Origin of the sequence: Amycolatopsis kentuckyensis, assembly GCF_041679295.1 — a bacterium.
In the GTDB taxonomy this organism is placed as follows: domain Bacteria; phylum Actinomycetota; class Actinomycetes; order Mycobacteriales; family Pseudonocardiaceae; genus Amycolatopsis; species Amycolatopsis kentuckyensis_A.
In genome coordinates, this window is the sequence record NZ_JBGDMD010000023.1 from 23,335 (window position 1) to 47,362 (window position 24,028).

The following is a 24,028-nucleotide window of genomic DNA, read 5'->3' on the forward strand; positions in this document are numbered from 1 at the left end:
GTCCGGCGGCCGGGCGTGCCAGGCTCGACGCGTGCGTCCGACGCTGTACGACTTCGCCGGCGGCGACCCCGCGTTCCTCGCGCTGGCCGCCGCCCACCACGAGCGCTGCCTGGCCGACCCCGAGCTGAACCACCCGTTCTCGCACCCGGGGCAGAACCCCCGGCACGTGGAGCGGCTGGCCTGGTACTGGGCCGAGGTCATGGGCGGCCCGCCGCGGTTCTCCGCCGGGTGCAACGACCACTCGGCGGTGCTGCGGATGCACGCGGGCAACGGCGACATGAGCGACCTCGGCCGCCGGTTCGTCGACTGCTTCGTGCGCGCCGCGGACGACGCCGGCCTGCCCGCCGATCCCGAGTTCCGCGCCGCGCTGCGGTCCTACATGGAGTGGGCGGTGGCCGAGGTGCTCACCTACCCCGGCCCGGCCTCGGAAGTCCCGGGCGGGCTGGCCATGCCGCGCTGGTCGTGGACGGGACTGCAACCGGTGTAACGCCCGGGGCGGTGGCGGCGTCTTGCAGGCAACGACCGGCTGTGGAGGTCCGTCGCAGAGCCGGCCCGCGGCGCGTTTCCCCCAACCCGCCCGGGCCGGCTCGTCCACGGTGTCCGAAACCCGCCCGCGCCGGGCCCGGCACCGGGCCAGACTGGCGGGCATGCTCCTTGATCGCTTTCTGGCCGCCAGCACGGGTTTCGAACGGCAGGTCCGTGCGGTCCCGCCCAACGGCTGGACCGCACCGACGCCGTGCAGCGAATGGGACGTGCGGGCACTGGTGAACCACATGACCCGGGGCAACCTCAACTACGTCGGGCTCCTGCGCGGCGCCACCCGCGAGGACTTCCTGGCCGCGCGCGACGCCGACGCCCTCGGCGACGACCCCGTGACCGCGTTCACCGAGTCGGTGCGGGCCTGCGCCCAGGCCTTCGCCGAAGCGGGCGCGCTGGACCGGGTCGTCGACTACCCGCTGGGCAAGCTGACCGGGCGGCGCGCACTGGCCGTCCGCACCACCGACAGCACCGTGCACACCTGGGACCTCGCCCGCGCCCTCGGCGCCGACGTCACACTCGACCCCGGCCTCGTCGCGTGGATCGACGACAGCTACGACGACATCTTCGCTGGGCTCGCGCTGAATTCCCGCGTCTTCGCCGAGCCGCCGGCCGCCGCGCCCGGCGCGTCCCGGCAGGACCGGCTGCTCACGCGCTTCGGTCGCGATCCCCTCGGACCGCGCACCCCAGACGCGCCGCCAGCTCGGTGAGCGCCCGACCCAGCGGCAGGTCGACGCGGAGCGAGGCATGGCGGTCGCCGCGCGTCTCGCCGCGGTTGACGATCACCACCGGCTTGCCCGCGGCCGCCGCGTGGCGGACGAACCGCAGGCCCGACATCACCGTCAGGGACGAGCCCAGCACCAGCAGCGCGCCGGCCTCGTCGACCAGGCGGTAGCACTGCTCGACGCGGGGCCGCGGCACGTTCTCGCCGAAGAACACCACGTCCGGCTTGAGCACGCCGGCGCACTCGGTGCACGGCACCGGCGTGAACCGGCGCACGACGTCCTCGGGCAGCTCGACGTCGCCGTCCGGGTTGATCCGGGTGGCCGCGCCCCCGAAGTCCGGGTTCGCGGCCCGCAGCCGGCGATCGAGGTCGGCGCGCGGGCTGGTGCGGCGGCAGTCCAGGCAGATCACCCGGTCGAGGCTGCCGTGCAGCTCGACCGCATCCGCGGTGCCGGCCGCCTGGTGCAGGCCGTCGACGTTCTGCGTGATGACGCCGCCGAGGTACCCGCCGTCGCGCAGGGCGGCGACCGCGCGGTGGCCGTCGTTCGGGTCGGCACGGGCGATGGTGCGCCAGCCGAGGTGGCTGCGCGCCCAGTACCGCTGCCGTCCCTCGGCGCTGGTGACGAACTCGTCGTAGGTCATCGGCGTGTGCTTGCGCAGGCTGCCGGACTCGCCGCGGTAGTCGGGGATCCCGGACTCCGTCGACAGCCCGGCCCCGCTGAGCACGGCGACCCCGCGCCGCGCGACGACGTCGGTGAGCTCGTCGAGGCTCGAGGTCCGGGGCAGCGGCGCGTCCGGGGACGTCCAGGTCAGGGTGGGGCGGGTCCGCACTACGCCAGAGTACGTGTGCTCTGGCGTCTGTAACGCCACGGCGCCCGTGGCAGACTTCCCGGTGTCGGGGTGCCTTGCGGAAAGGGTGCGCGTGAGCTGGCAGTTCGGCCCGTACCGCGTCGAGTCGTTGATCGCCCGCGGTGGCATGGGCGAGGTCCTGCGCGCCTACGACTCCCGCCACGACCGGGTCGTGGCCTTGAAGCTGCTCGCCCCGGAGTTCGCGGCCGACCGCGACTTCCAGGAGCGGTTCCGGCGGGAGGCGCACGCCGTGGCGCGGCTGCGCGAGCCGCACGTGATCCCGATCCACGCCTACGGCGAGATCGACGGGCGCCTCTACCTCGACATGCGCCTGGTCGACGGCGACGACCTCGGCTCCCGCCTGGCCGCGGGCGGCGCGCTGGCCCCGGCCGAGGCGGTCGACGTCGTCGGGCAGGTCGCGCAGGCCCTGGCGGCCGCGCACGCCGAAGGCCTGGTGCACCGGGACGTCAAACCGTCGAACGTCCTGGTCGGCGCCACCGGCTTCGCCTACCTCGTCGACTTCGGCATCGCCCGCGCGGCCGGGCCCGCCACCGGGATCACCGCCACCGGCGGGGCCGTCGGCACCCTCGACTACATGGCGCCCGAGCGCTTCACCGACGCGCCGGCCGACCACCGGGTCGACGTCTACTCGCTCGCCTGCGTGCTGCACCAGTGCCTGACCGGCAGCAAGCCGTTCGCGGCGACGACGGCCGCGGCGCTGATCGGCGCGCACCTGAACCAGCCGCCGCCGCTGCCGAGCGCGCTGCGGCCCGGGCTGCCCGCCGCGTTCGACGCGGTGATCGCGCGGGGCATGGCGAAGGACCCGGCAGTGCGCTTCGGCAGCGTCACGGAGCTGGCGGACGCCGCCCGGGCCGCGCTCGGCGGCACCACCCCGGTCCACGTCGCCCCTCCCCCGACCCGCCAGGCCACCCGGACGACCCCGGCGCCGGAGGGGAGGCGGCCGTCGAAGGCGCCGTGGCTGGTCGCGGGCGTCGCGCTGCTCGCGCTCGTGGCCGTCGTCGGGTGGTTCACGGTCCTCAAGCCGTCGTCTCGGACCGCGTCCGGCTCGACACCGCCCTCGACGCCGCCGTCGTCGACGTCGTCCGCGGTGCCGCCGGTGACCGCCCCGCCGGTCACGACGACGCAGGTCACCGTCCGGACGTCCATCGCCACCAGCGTCGCGAGCAGCGCCGACCTCGGCCTGGCGACGGCGATGAGCACGCCGGCGTGCGACGGCTCGTTCGTCGTGATCCTCGGTTCGGCCATCACCCCGGCCCGCTACCGCGCCGACGTCCAGCGGTTCCTCGACGCCCACCCGGGTTCGGCGTACCTGCACGTGCCGAGCACGGGGTGCGGCTCCTTGCGGCGGCAGGTGAACGGCGCCGACGTGTACGCCGTCTACAGTGGACCGTTCGGCACGAAGGACGCGGCCTGCGCCCATCGCAGCGGCGGCGCATACGTCAAGCGGCTCGACAACACGACGTCGCCGACGCAGGTCGTCAACTGCTGAAAGCGTTCCACACGGATTCGGCGTCCACAAAGGACTTCAGTAGCGCGGTCAGCCGGGTGTCACCGCGCCCGTTCAGCGCGTCGGAGGCGATCCGGCGGGCGACCCCGGCGAGGAAGTCGGCGACCTGCACGCGGGCGTCGGACCGCGAGTCGACGAACCGGACGCCGGCCAGCCGGTGCCCGAGCGTGGCCTTGAGCTGCAGCACGCGCTCGCCGGTCAAGGCCAGCTGCTCGTCGTGGACCAGGGCGACCGGGGTGCCGCCGGTGCTGAAGTGCCGGACGGTGTGGATCACCGCGGGCACCAGCGGGTCCAGCACCGGGATCAGCCCGGGGTCGGTCGCCAGCCGGACGCGGTAGCCGGCGACGCGGCCGCCACCGTCCTTGAGGTGGCCCAGGATTTCGCCGGCCTCGCCGGGAACCGCGGCGAGTTCGCCGGCCAGGGCGAAGAACTCCGCCGGCGACGTCGTGACGCCGCGCCGCGGCCGGAGCCGCAGCACGCTGGTGAACGCGGCCAGGAAGTACGCCCAGCGCTCGGCACCGAACGCGGCCGGGCCGGCGCGGTGGAGGGTGCGAGCCATCGCGTCCGTGCCGTCCGCGGCCAGCAGCGTGACCGCGGCCCGCACGGCGAAGAACGTCTTGTCGGTCAGGTGCACGTGCCCGCGGCCGGCGAGCGGGCCGCCGGGGTCGAGCAGCCACTCGAGCACCGGGCGGTGCTTGGCGCGCAGCAGGTGGTTGGCCTTGTACTCCTCGGCGGGCGAGCCGATCCGCGCGCGGATCTCGGCCACGCAGGCGCGCGCGGCCTCCGGGGTCAGGCGGACGCCGGCGTGGGCGAAGACGTCCGTTTCGCCGCCGACGAGGTTCTCGCCCTCGGAGCCCGACTCGTCGCAGGCGATCTCGACCGGGCTCACCGGTCCGATGGTGCCAAACGAGCCGCCCGGCGGCGACCGATTACCGGCCGCGGCGGCCGTCCGCGGTGAACCCCGGTCGCGCCGGCGTCGTTCGCGCCGCGCGCCCCCGGCGCTGTCACGGTTGGGCCACGGCGGCTAACGACCGGGAGGGGTCCGGTGACTTGCCGGAGGTAGGGGGTTCCGGGAGGCGCCGATGGCCACGAACGACCGGCCGGCCCGGCTCGCACTGACCGCGGCGGTGCTCGTGCTGCTGCTCGGTGGGGCCGGAGTGCTGGTGCAGCACCGTTTTCCCGCGACGGCGGGTCCGGCTGGGACGGTCGCCGGGATCGAGGTCGACGCGCCCGCCGGCGCGCGCGTCTCCGTGCGGCCGGTGCCGGAACCGGCCGTCGTGCCGCCGTTGACGCGGCGGGCCGGCGGTGGCGCGGACCTGGGTTTCGACGGCGCCGCTCCGGTGCGGGTGCGGATTCCCGTGCCCGCGGCGCCGCCGGCCGGGTTCGCGCCCGTCGTCGTCCGGGAGCGAACGCTCGTCCCCGCGGCGTACGACCCCGCGAGCCGGAGCATCGTCGCGGAACTCACCCGGGAAGGCCCGGTCTGGGGCGGGCTGCTCGACTTCGCCGCGCTCGGCCGCGAAGTCCGGCCGGCACCGGCGCCCCGGCCGGGCTGCGCCGGCCGCTCGGCAGGCTCCGACGGCGTCGTCGTCACCCTCGGCGCCCTCGACCCGGCGGCTCCGCTGTCCCTCTGCGTGAGCGCCGGCAGCGGCCACGCGAACGTCACCTTGACGTCGAACGCCCGCGTGCCCTACCGGATCGCCCTGCCGCCGAGCTGGCCCGAACCGGCCGCCCGGATGGTCACCGCCGGCCGTTCGCGGCAGCGTGACCTGCTCTGGCCGGGTGCCGCCGTGACCTACGACGTCCCGTTCGGCCGGCTACCCGGTGCCGTCCGCGGTCAGGCCGAGCCCGGCCCCGCGATCGGCACCACGCTCGCCGCGGCCGCCCACCGCCTCGCCGCGCTGTTCGGCATGACCGACGCCGCCGAGCCCGCTCCCGAAGTGCTGGCCTGCGCCGCGGACGCCGGCGCGGGGCACTTCGCCGCGGACCGGCCGGAGGCCGCCGTCTGGGCCGCGCTCCGGTCCTGCCACCCGGCCGGCGGCGACGTGGTGCGCCGGTTCCTCGCGCCCGGGATCGGGCCGGTGACCGGTGGTCTCGCCGGGGCGAGTCCCGCGTTCGAGGTCCCGGTGACGACGAGCCGGGCGCAGCGGTTCACGCAGACCGTCGAGTACCGGCCGCGGGCCACGACGAACCGGGCGACCGGGGTCTGCGGTTCGGTGTCGGCGGTGACCGGCCGCCACGACGCGTACCGCTGCACGAGCGGCGGCACGACGTACGACCCGTGCTTCGCCGCGCCGGGCACGCGGGTGGTTTGCCCGGTGTCGGCGGTGAAGGCGGTGGCGCTGACGTACGGCGGTGCGCTGCCGATGCCGCCGGAGCCCGGCGGGACGGCCGACCCGTTCCTGCTGACGCTGGAGGACGGCGTGCAGTGCACGGCGGCCGCGGACGATTCCGTCCCCGGCACGCGGTTCGCCTGCGCGGACGGCCGCGTCACGCGGGGGCTGTTGGACACGTCGGGTCCACTGTGGATGGTCGACGGGCTGACCGTCGTGAAGGCTTACACCTAGGAGGTGTCAGTCCACCGGGGCGAAGTCCCCGCCGGCCCGGGCGGCGGCGAGACGTCGGTGTCGATGTCGTCAGTGGCGCCCCGGCCGGTCGCCGGATCCGCGGCCTCGAACTCCATCCCGAGCCACCGGTGCGGCTCGACGATGACGGTGGCCCGCCACGTCGACCCGGCGAGCCGCTCGCCCGCCCCGGACGTCATGCACCCACCACTTCTCAGGCCAGCGTGATCTTGCCGTTCGCGACGGTGACCGCCTTCTTGTCCAGGGCCTTGGCCGCCGGGCCGTTCGCGACCGAGCCGTCGGCGATCTTGAACTTGCTGCCGTGGCAGGGGCAGTTGATGGTGCCGTCCGCGACCGTGTCCACCGTACAGCCCTGGTGCGTGCAGACCGCCGAGAAGGCCGCGAACGTCCCCGCCGCCGGCTGGGTCACCACCACCTGCTTGTCGGCGAACACCTTGCCGCCGCCGACCGGGACGTCGGCGGCCGCGCCCAGTTCGGTGCCGCCCGGTGCCGCGGGTGCCGGCGCGGCGGACGGGGTGGCCGTGCTGCCGCCGTAGGTGCTGCAACCCGCCACCAAGCCCGCGCCGGCCGCCGCGATCGCCGTCCGGCGGGTGACCGCCGGGTCCGTGTCCTCGTTGCCCACGATCGTCCCCCTAGAAGGTCAAGCCCGATTGGGTGAAGAACCACAGCGACGCGGTCAGCCAGAGCCCGACCAGCCCGGTGAACACGAGCCCGCCGAGGACCGGCAGCGACCAGCCGGGCGCGCCGTCCTTGCGCAGCAGCAGCATCTTCGCGACGAACGCGCCGTAGAAGAAGCAGCCCAGCAGCGAGTGCAGCAGCACGCGCGTGTCGAACGCCTGGAACCCGAGCGCGTACAGGCAGTGCAGCGCCACCGGGATCGACACCAGGAACGCGAGCCGCCCCGACCACCGGTGCACCGGCGACACCCAAGCCGGGACGTTCCGGCCGAGCTTGCCGTACATCGCCAGCGCCGAGAGCAGCTGCACGACGGCCAGCACGACGACGACTGTCGCGAGCCACGCCTTCACCGCCATCGGGCTCGAGAACCCGGCGACGTTCACCGCGACGCCGGTCGGCGTGTGCAGGCTGCCGTAGACGCCGAGCACCACCGACACGACGGCGCCGACGACGAGGGGCACGAGGAGCGCGACCGCGGCGCGGTTGCCCGCCGTGGTCATCAGAAGTCACCGTTCCCGGTGAGGCCGCTGACCGGCTCCGCGGTCACGGGCGCGCCGTCGACGGTCGCGGTGCCGGCCGCCGCGTCGAGCGCGGGCGCGGCCACCGAGTCCGCCTCCGTCGTGAGGACGCCGACCTGGCTGCCGTCGGGCTGCACGATCCAGCCGACCTTCGCCGGCTTGCCCTTGACCTTGGGCGCCGCGCGGTAGAGCCCCGCGGGCTTCTTCGCCGTGGGCGCGGTGAACTGCCACGTCTTGCCGGCCGCCGTCACGGTCCCGGTGACCGCGGCCGCGTCGAAGCTGCCGGTCAGGCTCGCGTTCTTCGCCCCTTTGAGGTCGAGCTTCCCGCCGGCCGTCACGCCCTGCAGCCAGGCTTCGACCTTCTTGCCGTCGCAGAGGTAGGCGATGGCGTGGCCGTCGCGCACCGACACCGCGACGGACGCGCCGCCGCCGGTGACGCGCCCCGCGTAGTCCGCCCGGGCGGGCGCATCCGCTTGGGGTGCTTCGGTTTTCGGCGCGTCGGCCGGCTTGGGCGGCGCCGCCGTGGTGCTTGCGGCGGCCGCGTTGGCGGCTCCGGCGACCGGTGCGACACCGGTCCCGGTAACCAGGTTGACGATCCCGATCCCGCCGGCGAGCACGACACCGGCGAGCAGTGTGAACAACGGCCCCGGATGTTTCATGGTTCTTCCCCGCATTCCCCTGACCCACCACCGTGCCCATAACACGGAGGTCGGGGCGAAACGGCTCAACGCTACGCGCGGAAAAGAGGTATCGCTTAGCCCCCGCAACCGGTTGGGCCGTGGTTGACTGGCGGCATGCTGCCCTGGGACGGCGACCTCGCCGGCCGGCTCGACCGGCACACCGTCACTTCCGCGCTGCTGCGCGGCAACCCGCTCGGCGACCCGCACGAGCGGCCGCTGTGGGTGTACGTCCCGCCGGGCTACGACGACGGCGCCGAGCGGTACCCGGCGGTGTACGTCATCCAGGGCTACACCGGGCACCTGTCGATGTGGGCCAACCGGACGCCGTTCCGGCAGCCGTTCGTCGAGACGGCGGACGCGGTGTTCGCGGACGGCGCGCCGGGCTGCGTCGTCGTGTACGTCGACGCGTGGACGGCGTACGGCGGCTCGCAGTTCGTCGACTCGCCGGGCACGGGCCGCTACCACTCGTACCTGTGCGACGAGATCGTCCCGTGGGTGGACGAGCACTACCGGACGATCCCGGACCGCGAGTCCCGCGCGATCGCGGGCAAGTCCTCCGGCGGGTTCGGCGCGATGATCACGCCGATGCTGCGCCCGGACCTGTTCGGCGCCCTGGCGACGCACGCGGGCGACTCGCTGTACGAGCTGTGCTACGTCCCGGACTTCGGCAAGGCGGTCCGCGCGCTGCGGGGCTACGGCGGCGACATCCACGAGTGGTGGGCGGACTTCCGCTCCCGCCCGGCGTTCACCTCCCCCGACGACCCGACGCTGCTGCAGCTGCTCGGGGTCTCGGCGTGCTTCTCGGCCCGCACCGACGGGACGCCGGAGCTGCCGTTCGACCCGGCGACGGGGGTGCTCCGCCCGGAGGTGTGGCAGCGCTGGCTGGACTGGGACCCGGTCCGCATGGTCCCGGCGCGCGCTTCGGCGGTGAGTTCGTGGCGAGCGGTCTGGATCGACGCGGGCACGAGCGACGAGTACTTCCTCGACGTGGGCGCGGAGGCGTTCCGGGCGGAGATCGTCAAGGCGGGGTTGCCGGAGGAGCGGATCCACTTCGAGCTGTTCGAGGCGGGGCACGCCGCGATCGACTACCGGTACCCGTTGTCTTTGGCCTGGCTGGCCGGAAAGCTGGCGCGGTGACCATCACCGAAGCCGACCTCGACCTGCCCGGCGGGCGCACCCTGCACGTCTACGACACCGGCAACCCCGCCCGGCTGACCGTCCTCTGGCACCACGGCACGCCCAACCTCGGCGCCCCGCCCGGACCGCTGCTGCCGCTCTCCGAGACGCTCGGCATCCGCTGGATCGGCTACGACCGGCCCGGCTACGGCTCGTCCACGCCCGTGCCCGACCGGACCGTCGGGGACGCCGCCGAGTACGCGGCCGCCGTCGCCGATGCGCTCGGGGTCGGCCGCTTCGCCGTCATGGGCCACTCCGGGGGCTGCTCGCCCGCCCTCGCCACCGCCGCCTTGCTCCCCGACCGCGTCGTCGCGGTCGCGATCCTCGCCGCCGTCGCGCCCTTCGAGGCCGAGGGCTGGTTCGACGGCATGGCCGCCGCCAGTGCCGAATCCCTGGGTGCCGCCGCCGAAGGGCGGGCCGCCAAGGAAAAGTACGAAGCCGCCGCCGAGTTCGATCCCGACGTCTTCACCGAAGCTGACTTCGCCGCCCTCAACGGGTCGTGGAACTGGCTCAACGACGTCGTCCGGCCCGCGCTCGGGGCCGTCGGCCTGATCGACGACGACCTCTCCGCGGTCCGGCCCTGGGGCTGCGACCTCGCCGCCATCACCGCGCCGGTCCTGCTGGTGCACGGCGAGGACGACCGGATGATCCCCGCCACGCACAGCAAGTGGCTGGCCGAGCGGATCCCCGGTGCCGAGCTCCGCGTCTCCCCCGGCGACGGGCACATCTCCGTCCTGAGCCACGCCGCCGACGCGCTCACCTGGCTCGCCGGTCAGGACAGCAGCGCCAGCGACGCGACGACCGGAGCCAGGTAGAGCACCGGGAACGCCAGGTGCCCGTACGACCGCGCGCGGGCCACGGTGAGCACCGCGCCGAGGAAGTACAGCACCAGCCCGATCGCCGCGGCGACGCCGATCGGCGTCCAGCACAGGCCGGCGACCAGGCCGGCCGCGCCGGCGGCCTTCGCCGCGCCGAGCCGGTTCCACCACGCCTGCGGCACGCCGTAGGAGGTGATCGGCTCGACGACCCACTTGGCGCGGGCGAAGACCGAGACGGCCGAGAAACCGACGAACGCGGCGGCGAACAGGGTGACGATCACGTAGGCGGTGGACATCGGGGACTCCTTCGAGGGCGCGGACACCGGGGTTTCGGTGTCCGTCACCCCCACGACTCCGCCCACCGCGCCGATGTGACCGGCCGTGACGGCGATCACAGCACGAGCCGCAGCACGATCTCCCCGTGGTCGATCTCGCCCGTCGGCGCGAACCCGTACTTGCGGTAGAACGCGCCCGGCCCGTCGTCGCCCGGCTGGTGGCTCGTGAGCAGTTCGGTCGCGCCGGCGGCCCGCACCAGCGCGACGACCTCGTCCAGCACCGCGCGGCCGATCCCGCACCCCTGGTGCCGCCCGTCCACGAGCAGCCGCCACAGGAAGTACGGCCCGAGGATGCCGTCCCGCCCGGGTGGGACGTTCCAGCTGAGCATCACGAACGCCACCGGCTCGTCGCCCGAGTAGACGGCGCGGTACCAGGGTTCGCCTTCGGGCGTCGTCGCCGCGTCGTCGAGGGACTTCGCCACCGACGCCACGAACCGCTCCTGGCCGGGCCGCACGCGCAGGGCGCACACCGCGTCGCGGTTGGCGTCGGTGATCTCGACCAGGCGCACCGAGGTGGTCATGCCGCTCCCGTCGGCCGGGGCACGCGCACCTCGGCGGGGGTCCGGTCCGGGCGCAGGCCGCGCCAGGACGTGTGCCGCAACCGCAGGTCCGGGGTGACGCGGCGGTAGACGACTTCGCCGACGAGGTCCGGCTCGACCCAGTGCGCGCCGCGGGCGCGGTCTCGCGGTACCTCGGTGCCGAACGGGCACCGCGTTCGGGCCAGCGGGGCCAGGACGTCGCGGAGGCGGTCGAGCGCGTCGTCGGTGAACCCGGTGCCGACGTCGCCGATGTAGACGAGCGCACCGTCGTCGTCGTAACCACCGAGCAGCAACGCACCCAGCGTGCCGGCGCGACGGCCGGCGCCGGTCCGCCAGCCGCCGACGACCACTTCGCGCGTCTGGGTCAGCGCGTGCTTGGTCCACAACGGCGACCGCGTGCCGGGCAGGTAGGGCGCGTCGAGCCGCTTCGCGACGACGCCTTCGATGCCGTGCTGGGCCGCCGTCGCCAGCAGCTGGTCCGGCGCGATGTCGGCGCGGGTGTACCAGGGCGGGACGACGAGCCGGCCGTCGGCGGGCCGGACCAGTTCGGCCAGGAGCTCGCGACGCTGTTCGTACGGCCGGTCCAGCAGCGGCTCGCTCCCGATCCGCAGCAGGTCGAAGGCGAAGTAGACGACCGGGACCTCGGCGCGCAGCTTCGCCGTCGGCTCGTGCATGGCGCGGCGCTGCATCAGCTCGAACTCCGGGCGGCCGGCCGCGTTCAGCGCGACGACCTCGCCGTCGAGCACCGCCGGGTGGCCGCCGAGCGCGGGCGCGAAGACGTCCTGCAGCTCGGGGTAGCGGTGGGTGTGGTCGCTGCCGCTGCGGCTGGTGATCCGGGCTTCGCCGGTGGCCGCGACCCGGGCGCAGCCGCGGAAGCCGTCCCACTTCCATTCGTAGCCGTGCTGATCGTCGTCCGGGAGCGTCCCGTCGACGGCCAGCATCGGCGCCACCGCGTCCGGCACCGTCCCCATCGCTCCAGTGTGGAGGATCGCCCCGCCTCGCGTCACCCGGCCGGCAGCAACGGCAGCAGGTCCTGGTGGCTGCCCGCGCGGCGCAGCACGGGGGAACCGGGCCCGTCCGGTGCCAGGTCCCCGGCGCGCAGCGCGGCCAGGAACCGCACGATCACGCGCGGCGGCGGGAGGATGTCGGCCCCGCCGAGGTAGGCGAGCACGATCATCTCCTCCCCGCACGCCGCCTCGACCGCGACGGCCCAGCCGTGCACCTCGTCCCACAGCAGCGCGACGTCGCGGTCGGGGTAGCGGCGCAGCCGCCAGTCCACCGCGACGTAGGCCGACACCGGGACGTCGACGTCCACGGTGCAGGACTCGAAGCCGAAGCCCAGCGCGCCCGCCACCTCGCCGAGGTACGCGCGCAGGCCGCGCTGGAACCAGAACTCGAGATCGGTGTCGATCAGGACGGACACCCGTTTCCTTTCTTCCCGGACCCCACCGGGCACCCTGCCCGGCGGGTCGAAGCGGATCAGCCGGCCGCCGCCAGTGCGTCGGCCTGATCCCGGTAGCAGGAGAAGCCGGTGACGCCGGGTCCCCGCAGCAGCCGCCGGACCGCCGGGGTGCGCACCACCCACGCGACCGGGACGGTCAACTCGTCCGCGCGGTGCTGCACCCGGTGCAGCGCCCGGAGGCCGGCGCCGGAGCAGAACGCCGTCCCGCCGAGGTCCACGACGAGCGCGCCGCCGCGCGCGAGCGCCATTTCCGCGCATTCGACAAAAGTGGCGACGGTCGCCAAATCGATGTCACCCACCACCACGAGAAGCGTGCACCGATCGGCGGGGAACGTCGCGGTCACCGAGAACGGCTCGCACAACGCCCCCGGCGACGAACGGCCGAAAGCACGCGAAAGCCGTGGCGGTTTCTGGATCTTCATGACCGGCTCCGGCGGCTCAAGACGAACGTTTACGGGTAGACCGTACCCACTTCGTCCACCTTGCCGCACAACAAGATCCGCCCGGTCGCCGGGGTGTGCAGCGACACGGCCGTCTGCACGTGCAGCAGTCCACAAGGGACGATCGAAATCGCCTGGTCGGACGTTGATTTCTCAATTCCGCCGAACCGTCCGATCGACACCTCCGGAACCGGGGTGTCCACACCGGATAATTGCGGTTTCCGAAATTCAGCCGAATGCGGGAATCGCGGCGCGCGTCCGGTCCAGGTCCGCGAACAGGTCGCCGAGGTCGCCGACGCGCTCGAGCACCTCGCCGGCAGTGAAGCGCAGGTGCGAGACGTGCCGGCAGGCGCGCACCTCGTCCCACGTGACCGGGGTGGACACGGTCGGCTCGTCGCGCCCGCGCAGCGAGTACGGCGCGACCGTCGTCTTGAACGGGTTGTTCTGGCTCCAGTCGATGAAGACCTTGCCCGGCCGCAGGGTCTTCGTCATCCGCGCCACGACGAGGTCCGGCGTCTCGGCGGCGAGCCGTTCCGCGAGCGCCTTCGCGTACTGCGACGTCTCGCCGGGGTCCGTCGTCACGACGCCGGCGTAGAGCTGCATCCCCTTGGAGCCACTGGTCTTCGCGACGGGGGTGAGCCCGTCGGCGGTGAGGACGTCGTGCAGCCGCTCGGCGACGCGGCAGCAGTCGACGACGGTCGCGCCGGGCCCGGGATCGAGGTCGAAGACGAGCCGGTCGGGCGTGCTCCGCTCGTCGCCGGCGTCGACGGTCCACTGGTGGACGTGCAGTTCGAGCGCGGCGAGGTTGGCCGCCCAGACGAGCTCGGGCAGGTCGTTGATCAGCGGGTAGGCGACGACCTCGGAGTCCTTCCCCCGCCCGCCGACGGCGAGGCGCGCGGTGCGGACCCAGTCGGGCGCGTGGCGCGAGACGTCCTTCTCGAAGAAGGAGCCCCCGGCGACGCCGTCCGGGAACCGCACGAAGGTCATGGCGCGGTCGCGGATGTGCGGCAGCAGCACCGGCGCGACGCGGGTGTAGTAGTCGAGCACCTCGCCCTTGGTGAAGCCGTGCCGCGGGTAGAGGACCTTTTCGAGGTTCGAGAGCGTGAGCTGCCGCTCGCCCACCCGCACCGTGATCCGGCTCCCCGCCACGCCGCCGACGATATCACCCATGGTTATGATGCACTTGTATCAACAACCGGGAGGGGACGACGTGAAGTTCGACGTGCTGCAGATCGTGGGGGCGGTTCTGACGGTCCTGGGCGCCCAGGGCGCGATCCGGCTGCTGGTGGACCACGGGAACACGGGTCTGCTGACCTGGCTGGGGGCGGCGTTCGCGGGGACGCTGGTCTGCTACGTGGTGGTGACGGCGGCGGGGATCGTGCTGGCCGGCTGGGCGCACGACCGCGCCAAAGCCCTGGGGCGGCGGAAGTAGGGCGCAGATCCCCAGGGGGTGGCCTGTTGCCGGTAGATTGCCTTCGGTGGCAGCAGTTCGGGAACAGGCGACCGCGGACGCCGTGGTCGTCGTGCCGGGGATCATGGGGAGCGAACTGGTCGACGCCGAAACCGGCACTCTGCTCTGGGGTTTGCGGCGGCTCGGCTGGTACGTACGGGCGTGGAGTTCCGGCGACGGCCTTGCCCCGTTGCGGGTCACTCCGGACGAGCTCGAAGGTCGCACCGGCCGGGTGAAGGCCACCGGGCTGCTCCGGTTCCCCGCGTTCGCGCCGTGGCTCGCCGGGTTCGAGCCCTATACCCCGCTGGTCAACGGGATTCGGAACGCCACCACCGATCCGGGTGCGGTGCTCGAGTTCGCCTACGACTGGCGGCTGCCCGTTGACCACAACACCCGATTGCTGGCCGAGGCCGCGTCGGCGCACCTGACCACCTGGCGGGCCAGGTCGGGGCGGACCGACGCCAAGCTGGTGTTCGTCGCGCACTCGATGGGTGGCCTGCTCTGCCAGGGGCTCTCCGGCATTTCCGGGATCACCGACGAGACCCGGACTGTCATCACCCTCGGCACGCCCTTCGACGGAGCCGCGAAAGCGGCGGTCATCCTCGGCTCCGGCCGCGGTACGCCGTTGCCGCGGGGCAAGCTGCGTGAGCTGGCAGCCGGCTTTCCCGGGGTTCACGACCTGCTCCCGACCTATCGCTGCGTCGACGAGGGCGACACAGTCCGGCGGCTGACCCCGGCGGACGTCGCACGCTTCGGCGGCTCGGCCGAACTCGCCCGAGCGGCCTTCGATCGCCGAGCGGCTCCGCTTCCCGGGCACCGGGCGTTGATCGGCATCGGACAACCCACCATCAGCAGCCTGAAGCTGGCCGATGGGCTGGTCGAGCATCGGTCTCACACCTTCCGGCCGGACCCGGAGGGCGGGTTCCAGCGCGAGGCAGATGGCTCGCTTCTGCGCGTCGACGGCCGGGGTGACGGGACCGTGCCGCGCAACTCGGCGGTACCACGCGCCATCGCCGCGACGCCGGTCGCACAGCAGCACGGCACGCTCGCCCGATCACGCGAAGCGATCGACTTCGTCCGCGACATCCTGATCAACACCGAATCCGACCTCGGGCCACGGCTCGGCGCGGGAGACATCGGCCTCGCCTTGCCCGACGTCGTCACGCCGGACACGGAATGGACCGCGACCATCAGCGGCGCCGAACCGCACGAGGCACAGTGCACTGTCACCGACGCCGAAACCGGAACCGTCGTCGACCATCCGTCGCTTCACCGTCGCGACGGCGAAGTCGCGATCGCCGTCACGCTGCCCGCGCCCGGCGTTTACCGGGTGGCGGTTTCCGGAGGCGGCTCACCGGTCGAGCAGCTCGTCATGGCGCGGGAATGACGTCGACGATCGCGACGCCGGCGGCCCCGCCGATCGCGAGATGACCCGCCGTCGGCCGGCCGCCGGAAATGGTGGCTCGCACGACGCACAGCGTCTCCACCGGCGCCGCGACCACCAGGCGAATCACCTCGCGCTTGGCACCCACGTCCCAGATCCGCACCGTCCGATCGTCGCCGCCGGTGGCCAGCAGGACCTGCCGCCGCGGCCCCATGAACGCCTCGATCGCGTTCACTCCGCCGACGTGTCCGGGCGGTATGTTCGTCCCGACGTGACGGCCGGGCAGCGAGCCCAGCCGCTCGCCGGTCAACGGATCCCAGATCCGCACTTCGTGTTCGCCGTGGTTGCCGGTCGCGAGTGCGACCCGTCCGTCCGCGTCGACGAACGTGGTCACCGCCTTGACCGCGCTGGGATGACCGGTCAGTTCGGTCACCGTCGTCCCCGTGGCGAGATCCCAGATCCGCACGGAATGGTCGTCACTGGCGCTGGCCAGCAGCTGCCGACCAGCGCCGGTACGGAACGGCACGAGCGCGTTGATCCAGTCGCCGTGGCCGGTCATCGGGGGCAGGACCTCGGCCCCGGTTTCGACGTCCCACACCCGCACGGTGGCGTCCCGGCTGCCACTGGCCAGCCACTTCCGCCCGGCGGGACCGGGCACCGCGGCAACCGCCTGGACTCCGCTCGTGTGCCCGGCCAGGCTCCGCACCGGTTCGCCTGCCACGGGATCCCAGATCCGGATCGTGTGCTCGTCGGCGGCGACGGCCAGCAGCGCCCGCCCGTCGCGGCCCGGCACCGCGGCCAGTGACCAGGTCGAACCCCAGCGACCGGTCAAGGTCCGCACCGGGTCGCCGGCGTCCGGATCCCAGATGTGCACCGCGCTTTCCTCACTGGCGCCGGCCAGGAGCCGCCGTCCCCCGGGAGCCCGGAATTCCGTGACCGCGGTGATCCGGTCCATCGGCCTGGCGCGAGACCCGCGGTGCGCGACGGTCCGGCCCGAGACGTCCCAGACCCGGACGGTTCCGTCTCGGGTGCCGGCCGCCAGCAGCTGCCCGGTGTCGCCGGCGAACGTCGTCATCGCGTTGACCCAGCGGGTGGTACCCGTGAGAGCGTCTCCGATCGGGCTGCCCGCAGCATTCCAGACCTGAAGGGTGGCATCGAAGTTGGCGGTGACCAGCCTGGCCTGACCGTCGGCCGTGAACCCGGCGATGGCATGCGCGCCACCGCCCCGCCCCACGATCGGCTTGGAGCCCTCGACAGCGGTCTGCGGATCCCACACGCGTACAGTCCCGTCCGCGCCGCAGCTGACGAGTTGCGCAGGTCGCGGCCACTCCCCCGTGGATTGCGCAAGCACAGTGTTCACCGGTCCGGTGTGGCCGGTCATCGGGTGCCCGACCGTACTGCCCCTGCCGATCTCCCACACTCGGATCGTCTGGTCCCAGCTGCCGGTCGCCAGGTGGGTTTTCCGGCTCTGAGTCCTGAACGACGTCACCGTGCGCACCCCACCGGTGTGTCCGATCAGCGGCTTGCCGAACTGTCGCAGGGCAGCAAGATCCCAGAGCCGGACTGTCTCGTCTTGGCTCGCGCTCGCGAGCAGGGTTCGGCCGGCCGATCGGAAGGTGTGCAGGGCGTTGATCGAGCTGGTGTGCCCGGTCATGGGCCTGCCGCCCAGCCGGCCGGTGGCGGGGTCCCACACCCGGATGGTTCCCCGGCGGCCCCCGATCGCCAGCAGCGCCCGGCCGTCCGGCCCGCTGAACGCGGCGAGAGCGGTCGCGTCGCCGGACAGCGGCTCGCCGACCTCTCGTCCGGTGGCCGGGTCCCACACCTGAACGGTGCCTGCGGAATCCGCCGTGGCCAGCAACGCCTTCTTGTCAGGACCTTCGAAAGCCAGTAACGCGACTGCCGGCGACGCGAGACCGGCCACGACGTTCCCCAGGACGGACCACCGGGTCCACCGTGGCCGTAGCGCGATCGTCTGGCGCCCGTCCACCACGGGTTCGACCGAACCGGTCGCACCGGTGGCGAGCCGGGAGAAACGCAGGCTGAGCTCCCGTGAGGGCAGGTCGGCGGCACCGAGGAACGGCTCGATGCGAGCCCACGCCGACAACGTGGCTTTCGACGGAGCGTCGGTCGCGGGCAGCCCCAGCAGGCCCCGCACGTGGCCGCCGGTTTCCCACGGGAGGAAGGACGGGCTGACGACGTGGTCGTCGAGCACGCCGCCGAGCGCGGCGTGATCGACCAGGTGGCGGCGGAGGTAGGGGTGCGGCGGGAGACCGGTCGTCCGGCGCGCGAGCTCACCGAGCCGTTCGGCGATCCGTCCGTGCGGGACGCGTCCCTCGGTGACCGGGGTGCTGTCCAGTATCCGTTCCGGATCGTCCCGCAGCACCTGGGCGAGCCGTTCATGGGCGGGGCGGTAGACGCTTCGCCCGTCCTCGCTGTCACGGGCGAGGTAGCCGCACAGGCGACCGCCCACCACGTGGGCTATCGCGCCGTCCAAGCCGGACTCGGCGACGCCCAGCACCGCCGCCGCGGCCGCCGGCCAGATGTCGGCCCACGGGATACCCGCGCCTTGCGCGAACGCCGCGGCCTGCAGCACCGCGAGGAGCTCGCCGGCGGAGTGCTGCCGCGTTCCCGCGTCGAGCAGGTCCTGCCGAAGCAGCCCGACGGTTCCCTCGTCGAGTGACGCCAGCCATTGCGGATCGTCGATCCGTTGCGCTCCGGGAGTTTCCCGGAGACGTTGGCCTGCCAGGCGTGCGTCGAGGAACGACGGTGCGACCCGGTCCGCGACGACCGTGGCCACCGCGGTTCGGTAAGCAGCCGTTTCCTCCTTGAGCAACGCCTCGACGTACTGTGCGATGGCTCCCGTGGTTTCGGCGCCATCGGTTCGCAGCTCCACCACGTCGTCGGCCGACTCGCGCAGGAGGTCGACGAGCTCGGGCTCGGCGGTGTCCCTGCCTAGCGGCCTGCTGCTGCGCACGCCGACGATCAGCCGCACTTTGTGCCGGCCGTCCCGGTCGGTCAAGCGCGCGAGACGGCCGATCACGTCGACGATGAGCAACGTCGGGTTGCTGGCCTCATCGACCCCGTCGACGACGATCGTGAGGCCGGAGCGTTCCTCCAGGAGCTCCGGTAGCAAGGAGGAATTCCTCGGCCCTGCGCCGTTTCGGCCGAGCGCCGCCAGCACTTGGCCGACGATCTCGTCGACGCCTTTGTTCCTCGCCAGCACGGCGACGTCGACGGCGCCGGGTGGCGGGACCGTCTCGGGCGGCGCGGAGGCGATCGCGTCCTGGTACCGCGTGTCGGACCGGAACGCCGGATCGCTCAACGTCACGGCGCGAGCGATGATCGCCGACTTCCCCGTCCCGGCGGCACCCGTGACGATCAGGGTTCCTGCCCCGTCGCGGAGGAAATCCGCGACCTGGCCGGTCAGCTCACGACGACCGGAGAAGTACCAGCCCGGATCATCGCCCGACAGACGGCCACTCGCACGATCAAGCCAGTAGTCCAGCTCCTCCGCGCTGGTGGCGACCTGCCGGAGGGCCGGCGAGACCACCTCGTCGGGCGGCCGGTACGCCGGGTTGGGAATGCACGGGCTCGGCTCGTCGCCGGGCCCGGTCCGCCACACCCGGCGCGGTTCGAGCAACGCGGGCTCACGGCGGGCGGCGTCGACCAGTTCCTTCTCGAATTCGTCGAACGTGAGGTACGGCGCAGTGTACTGGGCCTTGGCGAGCAGCCACTCGCGGAGCCGGACGAGCAACTCGGCGAACTCGCGAACCCGTGGCATTTCGTCGAAATCCGCGCTGGTGAACACGCTGACCGAGGCGAGGTGGCGACGCTCGGGCGGCAGATCCTTGCGCAGCGCGGCAAGCTCGGCATCGAGATGACCCGAGAAACAGGAGTTGACGATGACCAACAGGTGACGGACGTCCGAGTCCAGCGCCGCCGCCACGACGTCGGCCGTCGGGTACGCATGTCCGAGCAGCCGCCCGTGCGGCGTATCCGGCAGAACCAGGTAGTGGCGACCGGACGGGCCACCCTTGCCGTGTCCCGTTACGTAGACGATCGCGACATCTGCCGCCCCGAAATCGCGTAAACCGAGGTCGTGGATGGCGTTCTCGAGCTGTCCGCGAGAGCCGATCCCGGCGACGCGATGCGCGGAGAACATGCGGCTGCCGAGTTCCGGCGCGCACCACCACGCCTCGACCGCGGCCAGCTGAGCGTCGAGTCCGCTCTGGAAGGCCGCCGAGGCCGCCGCTTCCGGAATCGCGATGGTGATCAATCGCCGGTGGTACTCGCCCATGTTCTGCCGCCCTCCCCTTCTGTCCCGAGCTAGCTGCCTTGCTCTCCGGCCAGCGCCCGGTACACCGGCCGGAGCAGCTCGGTGACGTCTTCGCCGCCCGCCGTGATCGTGAACGGCGGGGCCTGATCCACCAGCGCCTCGGCCGGTGTCCGCGGGCCGTGCTGTGGCGCCGCGCCGTTCAGGCCCGGGGCCGCGCCGCAGTCGAAGAAGGTGTCCATGACTTCCGTCAGGGCCGGCGACCGGTCGTCCGGATCGAGCGGCTCGGCGGACATCAGCCGGTTCTTCAGCTCGTCGAGGAGGGCTTCGCGGTCCCGGCCGCGCAAAGCGAGGACGGTGAACGGATCCTCGGCGACCCGCGCCACCAGCGCGGAGAACACCGCGTTCAGGTGGCCGCACGGCACCTCGGTGGCCGGGCAGGTGCAGTCCAGCGACACCTCCCGCGCCGACGACGGGAACAACGGCAGCCGGACCGCCTTGAAGACCTCTTCGACGTCCCGGGGCAGCTCGCCGCGCAGCAGCTGGACCGTGGCCGACGCCTTCGCGGCGAGCGCGTGGGTGAGCGCCGCCCATTCCGTCTTCCCGAACGCCGTCAGGCCGATCCGCACCTGAGAACGCCGGCCGTCCCGCACCTCGGCGTCGACGCGCCCGGCGCCGACCGTCAAGGACATGACGTGCCCCTCGGCGGGTGCGGGCAGGAGGATCCCGATCGCCGTCAACGCCCGCATGAACCGGGTCGGCCACCACGGGAGCGGCTCAGTCATCGATCGCCTCCTCCCCCAGCGTGAGCACGCCGCGCACCGCGTCCGTGGACAGTTCGGTGAGCCAGCTGTCGCCTTCGCCGACGACCATGCCCGCCAGTGCGCGTTTCTTGGTGATCAGGGTTTCGATGCGTTCCTCGATCGTGCCCGGGCAGACGAACTTGCGGACCTGGACGGTGCGTCCCTGCCCGATCCGGAAGGCCCGGTCGGTGGCCTGGTTCTCCACCGCCGGGTTCCACCAGCGGTCCAGGTGCAGGACCTGGCCGGCGGCGGTCAGCGTGAGCCCGGAGCCGCCGGCTTTGAGCGAGAGCAGGAGGATCCGCGGCCCGTCGCCGGCCTGGAAGCGTTCCACGATCGCGTCCCGCGCCCCTTTCGCGAGACCTCCGTGCAGGAAACCGACTTCGGTGCCGAGCCGGTCCGTCAGGTGGGGGACGAGCAGGTGGCCGAATTCGGTGTACTGCGTGAAGCACAGCACCCGGTCGCCCGACGCGAGGATTTCCGCCAGGATCTCTTCGAGGCGGCTGACCTTGCCGGAGCGCTGCCCGATCGGCGATCCGTCGTGCAGCAGGTGCGCGGGGTGGTTGCAGACCTGCTTGAGCTTCGTGATCGCGGCGAGGATGTGGCCGCGGCGCTTGATGCCCTGGCTGTCCTCGATCTTCTTCATCATCTCGTCGACGATCGCGCTGTAGAGCGTGCCCTGTTCGCGGGTGAGCCGGTATTCCTGGCGGATTTCGATCTTCTCCGGGAGTTCGGGGACGATCGCGGGGTCGGTCTTCACCCGGCGCAGCAGGTACGGCTGCGTGAGCCGGCGCAGCTCGGCCGCCGTGGCGGTGTCGCCGCCGCGCTCGATCGGGGCCGCGAACCGTTGCCGGAACTCGAACCTGCTGCCGAGCAGCCCGGGGTTGAGCACGTCCAGCACCGACCACAGGTCCGCCAGCCGGTTTTCCACCGGGGTGCCGGTCAGCGCGAGCCGGTGCCCGGCCGGGAACCGGCGCACCGCCTTGGCCGTCGCGGTGTCGGCGTTCTTGATGGCGTGCGCTTCGTCGAGCACCAGGCGCCGCCAGGTGACCGTCTCGAGTTCGCCGGCGTCCCGGGTGGCGGTGGCGTAGGTCGTGACGACGAGGTCGGCCGCGGCGATCTGCTCGGCGAGCGCGTCCCCGTGCGCGCGGGCGCTGCCGTGGTGGGCGAGGACCCGCAGGCCCGGGGCGAAGGTCGCCGCCTCCCGCTGCCACATGCCGACCAGCGACATCGGGCACAGCACCAGCGTCGGCCGGCGCTCGCCGTCCGCCCGCTCGACGGCCTCGAGCGCCAGCGTCTGGACGGTTTTGCCGAGACCCATGTCGTCGGCCAGGCACGCGCCGAACCCCAGCGCGGCCATGAACGCCAGCCAGGCGACTCCGCGCTGCTGGTACGGGCGCAGCGCGGCGCGGAACGACGACGGCAGCTCGACCGGCTGGAGCTCCTGGTGGACCCGCCCGGCCAGGACGTCTCCGACCCAGCCGTCCGCGCTGACGTCGGTGACCGGGAGCGGCGTCTCCTGCCCGAGGCGGACGAGCTCCAGCAGTTCGGCGGCGGTGGGGTGCCCGGTCTGCCGGTGCGGGTCGCGGCGCAGGAACTCGAGACCGGCGCGGAGCCGGTCGGCGTCGACGCTGATCCACCGGCCCCGCAGCCGCACCAGCGGGGTCTTCGCCGCGACGAGCTTCGCCAGCGTTTCCTCGCCGATTTCGTCGTCGCCCACCGCGATCGACCAGCGGAACGCGGCCAGCTCGTCACGGCCGACCCGGCTGCGGGCGACGACCTGCTCCGACGGCGTGCTGCGGACGGACAGCCGCAGCCCGAGCCGGCGCCGGCCGTCCCAGGTGGCCGGGAGCTGCGCTTCGAACCCGGCCTCGATCAGCCGGGTCGCGCCCGAGGTGAGGAACTGCTCGGCTTCCTCGACGGTCAGGTCGTACTCGGACGGCCGGGTCCGGCGCAACGCCGGCGCGAGCATCGGTTCCACCAGCGCGGCCCGGCCCAGTTCGGCGACGAGCAGCCCCTTCGGGTCCCTGGCCAGCCCGTTCGCCTCGCCGGACCAGATCTGCCCGGCCGACAGCAGCAGGCTCGGATCGGCCGTCGCCCGCAGGAGGAACTGCAGCTGCCACTTGGTGCCGTCGCCGGTCTGGTCGTCGGGATCGTCGTCGACCGGCCGGCGCAGGGTGCCGACTTCGGCCAGCCGGAAGCACGCCCGGCCGTCGACGGTGTCGGTGTCGGCGACCGCGTCCCACTTCGCGACGGCGTCCGCCAGGACGCCGAGCTCGTCCAGCGGCAGCTCGACGCGGGCGTCGCCGCCCTGCAACGCGGACAGCCAGGCCCCGGCCGCGCCCCGGCTCCCGCGCAGGTCGACGGGCGGCTCCGCCCGCGCCAGCCGGTCCCGGACCGCCGCGTCGACCAGGGCGTGCAGGGCATCGGTGACGAGCGCGCGCGGCGACGCCCCGGTGAGCGGCGCGATCTGCTCGGCCCGCCCGACCGGCGGCATGGCCTCGACCAGCGAGTCGAAGGCGACGAAGTCGACGCCCTGGAGGACCGGCCGCCAGCGGGCCTCGGCCGCGTCGCCCCGGCGGACCAGCGTCGGCAGCACGCGCCCGCGCCGCACGAGATCCGCGGCCAGGCGGGCCACCGCCCGCAGGTGGCCGACCGAAGAGCCGTACGACGCCGAGTCGTCGAGGTCGTCCAGCTCGGTCGCGTCGACGATCAACGCCGGCACCGACCACGGCCGCAGGGACGGCGCACGCCGGTGGGCGCCGGTCGCCGGCTCGGAGGACGCGAGCGGCCGGCTCGCCCGCGACGGCAGCAGCAAGGTCGCCGACGTGGGTTTCCCGGGATGCAGCGCGGTCAGCTGCGCGCTGGAGACCGCGAACGGATGCGGAAGCGCGATGTGCGCCGAGCGGCTCGACGTGCCGGCCGGGCGCCGGTCGCGCTCGGCCCAGAGCAGCAAACCACGGCCCGGAGACCACAGAGCGTGCACCAAGAGCAAGGTCCGAGGCTCCTTCGTCCGATCCGGGTTACCCGCAGATCGTCGCACGGGGCTGGTCGCTGCCCGGGGCTACCGTCCCAGCCGGTCGCGGAGGACGTGCTTGCGGATCTTGCCCGGACCGGTCAACGGGAATTCCGTGACGAACCGCCAGATCCGGGGTGTCTTGTGGGGTGCGAGGTGCCGGCGCACGTGGGCGAAGAGTTCCGCTTCGCCGGCGGTCTCGCCGGGCGCGAGCCGGACGAACGCCGCGACCTGTTCGCC

Annotated in this window: 25 protein-coding genes; 8 read left to right on the forward strand and 17 right to left on the reverse strand. The window is 73.3% G+C overall.

Annotated elements, in window-relative coordinates; all coding sequences use genetic code 11:
• Positions 1–31 precede the first annotated feature (31 nt).
• Together ACERZO_RS48905 and ACERZO_RS48910 are read left to right on the forward strand one after the other, a co-directional pair.
• A complete protein-coding gene (locus ACERZO_RS48905; protein ID WP_372672893.1) occupies positions 32–487 on the forward strand; it encodes a group II truncated hemoglobin in 456 nt (151 codons plus the stop codon).
• 160 nt (positions 488–647) lie between these two features.
• A complete protein-coding gene (locus ACERZO_RS48910; RefSeq protein WP_372672894.1) occupies positions 648–1,247 on the forward strand; it encodes a TIGR03086 family metal-binding protein in 600 nt (199 codons plus the stop codon).
• Here ACERZO_RS48910 and ACERZO_RS48915 read toward each other — a convergent pair.
• On the reverse strand, positions 1,186–2,091 hold the full coding sequence (locus tag ACERZO_RS48915) for an NAD-dependent protein deacetylase (RefSeq protein ID WP_372672895.1): 906 nt from the start codon (positions 2,089–2,091) through the stop codon (positions 1,186–1,188). The genes ACERZO_RS48910 and ACERZO_RS48915 overlap by 62 nt on opposite strands.
• 91 nt (positions 2,092–2,182) lie before the next feature.
• Between ACERZO_RS48915 and ACERZO_RS48920 the strand changes: the two genes are divergently transcribed.
• Positions 2,183–3,619: a serine/threonine-protein kinase gene (locus ACERZO_RS48920; protein WP_372672896.1), complete on the forward strand. Its 1,437-nt coding sequence runs from the start codon at positions 2,183–2,185 to the stop codon at positions 3,617–3,619.
• Here the strand turns inward: ACERZO_RS48920 and ACERZO_RS48925 are convergent.
• Positions 3,609–4,526, reverse strand: coding sequence for a DUF3800 domain-containing protein (locus tag ACERZO_RS48925; RefSeq protein ID WP_372672897.1), 918 nt, complete (start codon positions 4,524–4,526; stop codon positions 3,609–3,611). The two genes, ACERZO_RS48920 and ACERZO_RS48925, sit on opposite strands and share 11 nt — an antisense overlap.
• A gap of 193 nt (positions 4,527–4,719) precedes the next feature.
• Between ACERZO_RS48925 and ACERZO_RS48930 the strand changes: the two genes are divergently transcribed.
• Positions 4,720–6,201, forward strand: a complete 1,482-nt coding sequence (locus tag ACERZO_RS48930) for a hypothetical protein (RefSeq protein ID WP_372672898.1) — start codon at positions 4,720–4,722, stop codon at positions 6,199–6,201.
• Here the strand turns inward: ACERZO_RS48930 and ACERZO_RS48935 are convergent.
• The 4 genes from ACERZO_RS48935 to ACERZO_RS48950 are packed head-to-tail and all read right to left on the reverse strand — an operon-like array spanning position 6,198 to position 8,074.
• Positions 6,198–6,398: a hypothetical protein gene (locus tag ACERZO_RS48935; RefSeq protein ID WP_372672899.1), complete on the reverse strand. Its 201-nt coding sequence runs from the start codon at positions 6,396–6,398 to the stop codon at positions 6,198–6,200. The two genes, ACERZO_RS48930 and ACERZO_RS48935, sit on opposite strands and share 4 nt — an antisense overlap.
• 14 nt (positions 6,399–6,412) lie before the next feature.
• A complete protein-coding gene (locus ACERZO_RS48940) occupies positions 6,413–6,841 on the reverse strand; it encodes a Rieske (2Fe-2S) protein (protein WP_372672900.1) in 429 nt (142 codons plus the stop codon).
• 10 nt (positions 6,842–6,851) lie between these two features.
• Positions 6,852–7,397 (reverse strand): DUF6529 family protein, encoded by a 546-nt coding sequence (locus ACERZO_RS48945; protein WP_372672901.1) that lies wholly within the window; start codon positions 7,395–7,397, stop codon positions 6,852–6,854.
• A complete protein-coding gene (locus ACERZO_RS48950) occupies positions 7,397–8,074 on the reverse strand; it encodes a hypothetical protein (RefSeq protein WP_372672902.1) in 678 nt (225 codons plus the stop codon). The genes ACERZO_RS48945 and ACERZO_RS48950 overlap by 1 nt, the downstream gene beginning before the upstream one ends.
• A gap of 135 nt (positions 8,075–8,209) precedes the next feature.
• On the opposite strand from ACERZO_RS48950, the gene ACERZO_RS48955 reads away from it, so the two are divergent.
• Together ACERZO_RS48955 and ACERZO_RS48960 are read left to right on the forward strand one after the other, a co-directional pair.
• Positions 8,210–9,232 carry an alpha/beta hydrolase gene (locus ACERZO_RS48955; RefSeq protein ID WP_372672903.1) on the forward strand — a complete coding sequence of 341 codons (1,023 nt, stop codon included), beginning with the start codon at positions 8,210–8,212 and terminating at the stop codon, positions 9,230–9,232.
• Positions 9,229–10,086: an alpha/beta fold hydrolase gene (locus ACERZO_RS48960; protein WP_372672904.1), complete on the forward strand. Its 858-nt coding sequence runs from the start codon at positions 9,229–9,231 to the stop codon at positions 10,084–10,086. Before ACERZO_RS48955 ends, ACERZO_RS48960 begins: the two co-directional genes overlap by 4 nt.
• Here ACERZO_RS48960 and ACERZO_RS48965 read toward each other — a convergent pair.
• The 7 genes from ACERZO_RS48965 to ligD (ACERZO_RS48995) form a co-directional block, all read right to left on the reverse strand.
• Positions 10,044–10,385 carry a DoxX family protein gene (locus ACERZO_RS48965; protein ID WP_372672905.1) on the reverse strand — a complete coding sequence of 114 codons (342 nt, stop codon included), beginning with the start codon at positions 10,383–10,385 and terminating at the stop codon, positions 10,044–10,046. The two genes, ACERZO_RS48960 and ACERZO_RS48965, sit on opposite strands and share 43 nt — an antisense overlap.
• A gap of 95 nt (positions 10,386–10,480) precedes the next feature.
• The gene (locus ACERZO_RS48970) at positions 10,481–10,945 is read right to left on the reverse strand and encodes a GNAT family N-acetyltransferase (RefSeq protein WP_372672906.1); all 465 of its coding nucleotides are present in this window, start codon (positions 10,943–10,945) and stop codon (positions 10,481–10,483) included.
• On the reverse strand, positions 10,942–11,934 hold the full coding sequence (gene ligD / locus ACERZO_RS48975; protein ID WP_372672907.1) for a non-homologous end-joining DNA ligase: 993 nt from the start codon (positions 11,932–11,934) through the stop codon (positions 10,942–10,944). The genes ACERZO_RS48970 and ligD (ACERZO_RS48975) overlap by 4 nt, the downstream gene beginning before the upstream one ends.
• A 32-nt stretch (positions 11,935–11,966) precedes the next feature.
• Positions 11,967–12,386: a DUF6292 family protein gene (locus tag ACERZO_RS48980; protein ID WP_372672908.1), complete on the reverse strand. Its 420-nt coding sequence runs from the start codon at positions 12,384–12,386 to the stop codon at positions 11,967–11,969.
• A gap of 56 nt (positions 12,387–12,442) precedes the next feature.
• A complete protein-coding gene (locus ACERZO_RS48985) occupies positions 12,443–12,847 on the reverse strand; it encodes an STAS domain-containing protein (RefSeq protein ID WP_372672909.1) in 405 nt (134 codons plus the stop codon).
• A 29-nt stretch (positions 12,848–12,876) separates the two neighbouring features.
• Positions 12,877–13,068, reverse strand: a complete 192-nt coding sequence (locus ACERZO_RS48990) for a hypothetical protein (RefSeq protein ID WP_372672910.1) — start codon at positions 13,066–13,068, stop codon at positions 12,877–12,879.
• 25 nt (positions 13,069–13,093) lie between these two features.
• On the reverse strand, positions 13,094–14,035 hold the full coding sequence (gene ligD, locus ACERZO_RS48995) for a non-homologous end-joining DNA ligase (protein WP_372672911.1): 942 nt from the start codon (positions 14,033–14,035) through the stop codon (positions 13,094–13,096).
• Between the two features lie 40 nt (positions 14,036–14,075).
• Between ligD (ACERZO_RS48995) and ACERZO_RS49000 the strand changes: the two genes are divergently transcribed.
• Together ACERZO_RS49000 and ACERZO_RS49005 are read left to right on the forward strand one after the other, a co-directional pair.
• Positions 14,076–14,297: a hypothetical protein gene (locus tag ACERZO_RS49000; RefSeq protein WP_372672912.1), complete on the forward strand. Its 222-nt coding sequence runs from the start codon at positions 14,076–14,078 to the stop codon at positions 14,295–14,297.
• Positions 14,298–14,343: 46 nt separating this feature from the next.
• Positions 14,344–15,702, forward strand: coding sequence for a lipase/acyltransferase domain-containing protein (locus ACERZO_RS49005; protein ID WP_372672913.1), 1,359 nt, complete (start codon positions 14,344–14,346; stop codon positions 15,700–15,702).
• Here the strand turns inward: ACERZO_RS49005 and ACERZO_RS49010 are convergent.
• The 4 genes from ACERZO_RS49010 to ACERZO_RS49025 all read right to left on the reverse strand — a co-directional run.
• Positions 15,686–19,996 carry a hypothetical protein gene (locus ACERZO_RS49010; RefSeq protein ID WP_372672914.1) on the reverse strand — a complete coding sequence of 1,437 codons (4,311 nt, stop codon included), beginning with the start codon at positions 19,994–19,996 and terminating at the stop codon, positions 15,686–15,688. The two genes, ACERZO_RS49005 and ACERZO_RS49010, sit on opposite strands and share 17 nt — an antisense overlap.
• A gap of 29 nt (positions 19,997–20,025) precedes the next feature.
• The gene (locus ACERZO_RS49015; RefSeq protein ID WP_372672915.1) at positions 20,026–20,757 is read right to left on the reverse strand and encodes an SWIM zinc finger family protein; all 732 of its coding nucleotides are present in this window, start codon (positions 20,755–20,757) and stop codon (positions 20,026–20,028) included.
• Entirely contained in the window at positions 20,750–23,767 is a 3,018-nt protein-coding gene (locus ACERZO_RS49020) for a DEAD/DEAH box helicase (protein WP_372672916.1), read from the reverse strand. The genes ACERZO_RS49015 and ACERZO_RS49020 overlap by 8 nt, the downstream gene beginning before the upstream one ends.
• 69 nt (positions 23,768–23,836) lie before the next feature.
• Positions 23,837–24,028 (reverse strand): AMP-binding enzyme (locus tag ACERZO_RS49025; RefSeq protein ID WP_444843250.1); only part of this gene is annotated, 192 nt, incomplete at its 5' end.

Excerpts from the sequence above, each read along its gene's own strand:
- ACERZO_RS48965 (WP_372672905.1), bottom strand. The coding sequence starts at position 10,385 with ATGTCCACCGCCTACGTGATCGTCACCCTGTTCGCCGCCGCGTTCGTC.
- ACERZO_RS48955 (WP_372672903.1), top strand. The coding sequence starts at position 8,210 with ATGCTGCCCTGGGACGGCGACCTCGCCGGCCGGCTCGACCGGCACACC.
- ACERZO_RS48950 (WP_372672902.1), bottom strand. The coding sequence starts at position 8,074 with ATGAAACATCCGGGGCCGTTGTTCACACTGCTCGCCGGTGTCGTGCTC.
- ACERZO_RS48970 (WP_372672906.1), bottom strand. The coding sequence starts at position 10,945 with ATGACCACCTCGGTGCGCCTGGTCGAGATCACCGACGCCAACCGCGAC.
- ligD (WP_372672907.1), bottom strand. The coding sequence starts at position 11,934 with ATGGGGACGGTGCCGGACGCGGTGGCGCCGATGCTGGCCGTCGACGGG.
- ACERZO_RS48935 (WP_372672899.1), bottom strand. The coding sequence starts at position 6,398 with ATGACGTCCGGGGCGGGCGAGCGGCTCGCCGGGTCGACGTGGCGGGCC.
- ACERZO_RS49015 (WP_372672915.1), bottom strand. The coding sequence starts at position 20,757 with ATGACTGAGCCGCTCCCGTGGTGGCCGACCCGGTTCATGCGGGCGTTG.
- ACERZO_RS48930 (WP_372672898.1), top strand. The coding sequence starts at position 4,720 with ATGGCCACGAACGACCGGCCGGCCCGGCTCGCACTGACCGCGGCGGTG.
- ACERZO_RS48910 (WP_372672894.1), top strand. The coding sequence starts at position 648 with ATGCTCCTTGATCGCTTTCTGGCCGCCAGCACGGGTTTCGAACGGCAG.
- ligD (WP_372672911.1), bottom strand. The coding sequence starts at position 14,035 with ATGGGTGATATCGTCGGCGGCGTGGCGGGGAGCCGGATCACGGTGCGG.
- ACERZO_RS48985 (WP_372672909.1), bottom strand. The coding sequence starts at position 12,847 with ATGAAGATCCAGAAACCGCCACGGCTTTCGCGTGCTTTCGGCCGTTCG.
- ACERZO_RS49010 (WP_372672914.1), bottom strand. The coding sequence starts at position 19,996 with ATGGGCGAGTACCACCGGCGATTGATCACCATCGCGATTCCGGAAGCG.
- ACERZO_RS48945 (WP_372672901.1), bottom strand. The coding sequence starts at position 7,397 with ATGACCACGGCGGGCAACCGCGCCGCGGTCGCGCTCCTCGTGCCCCTC.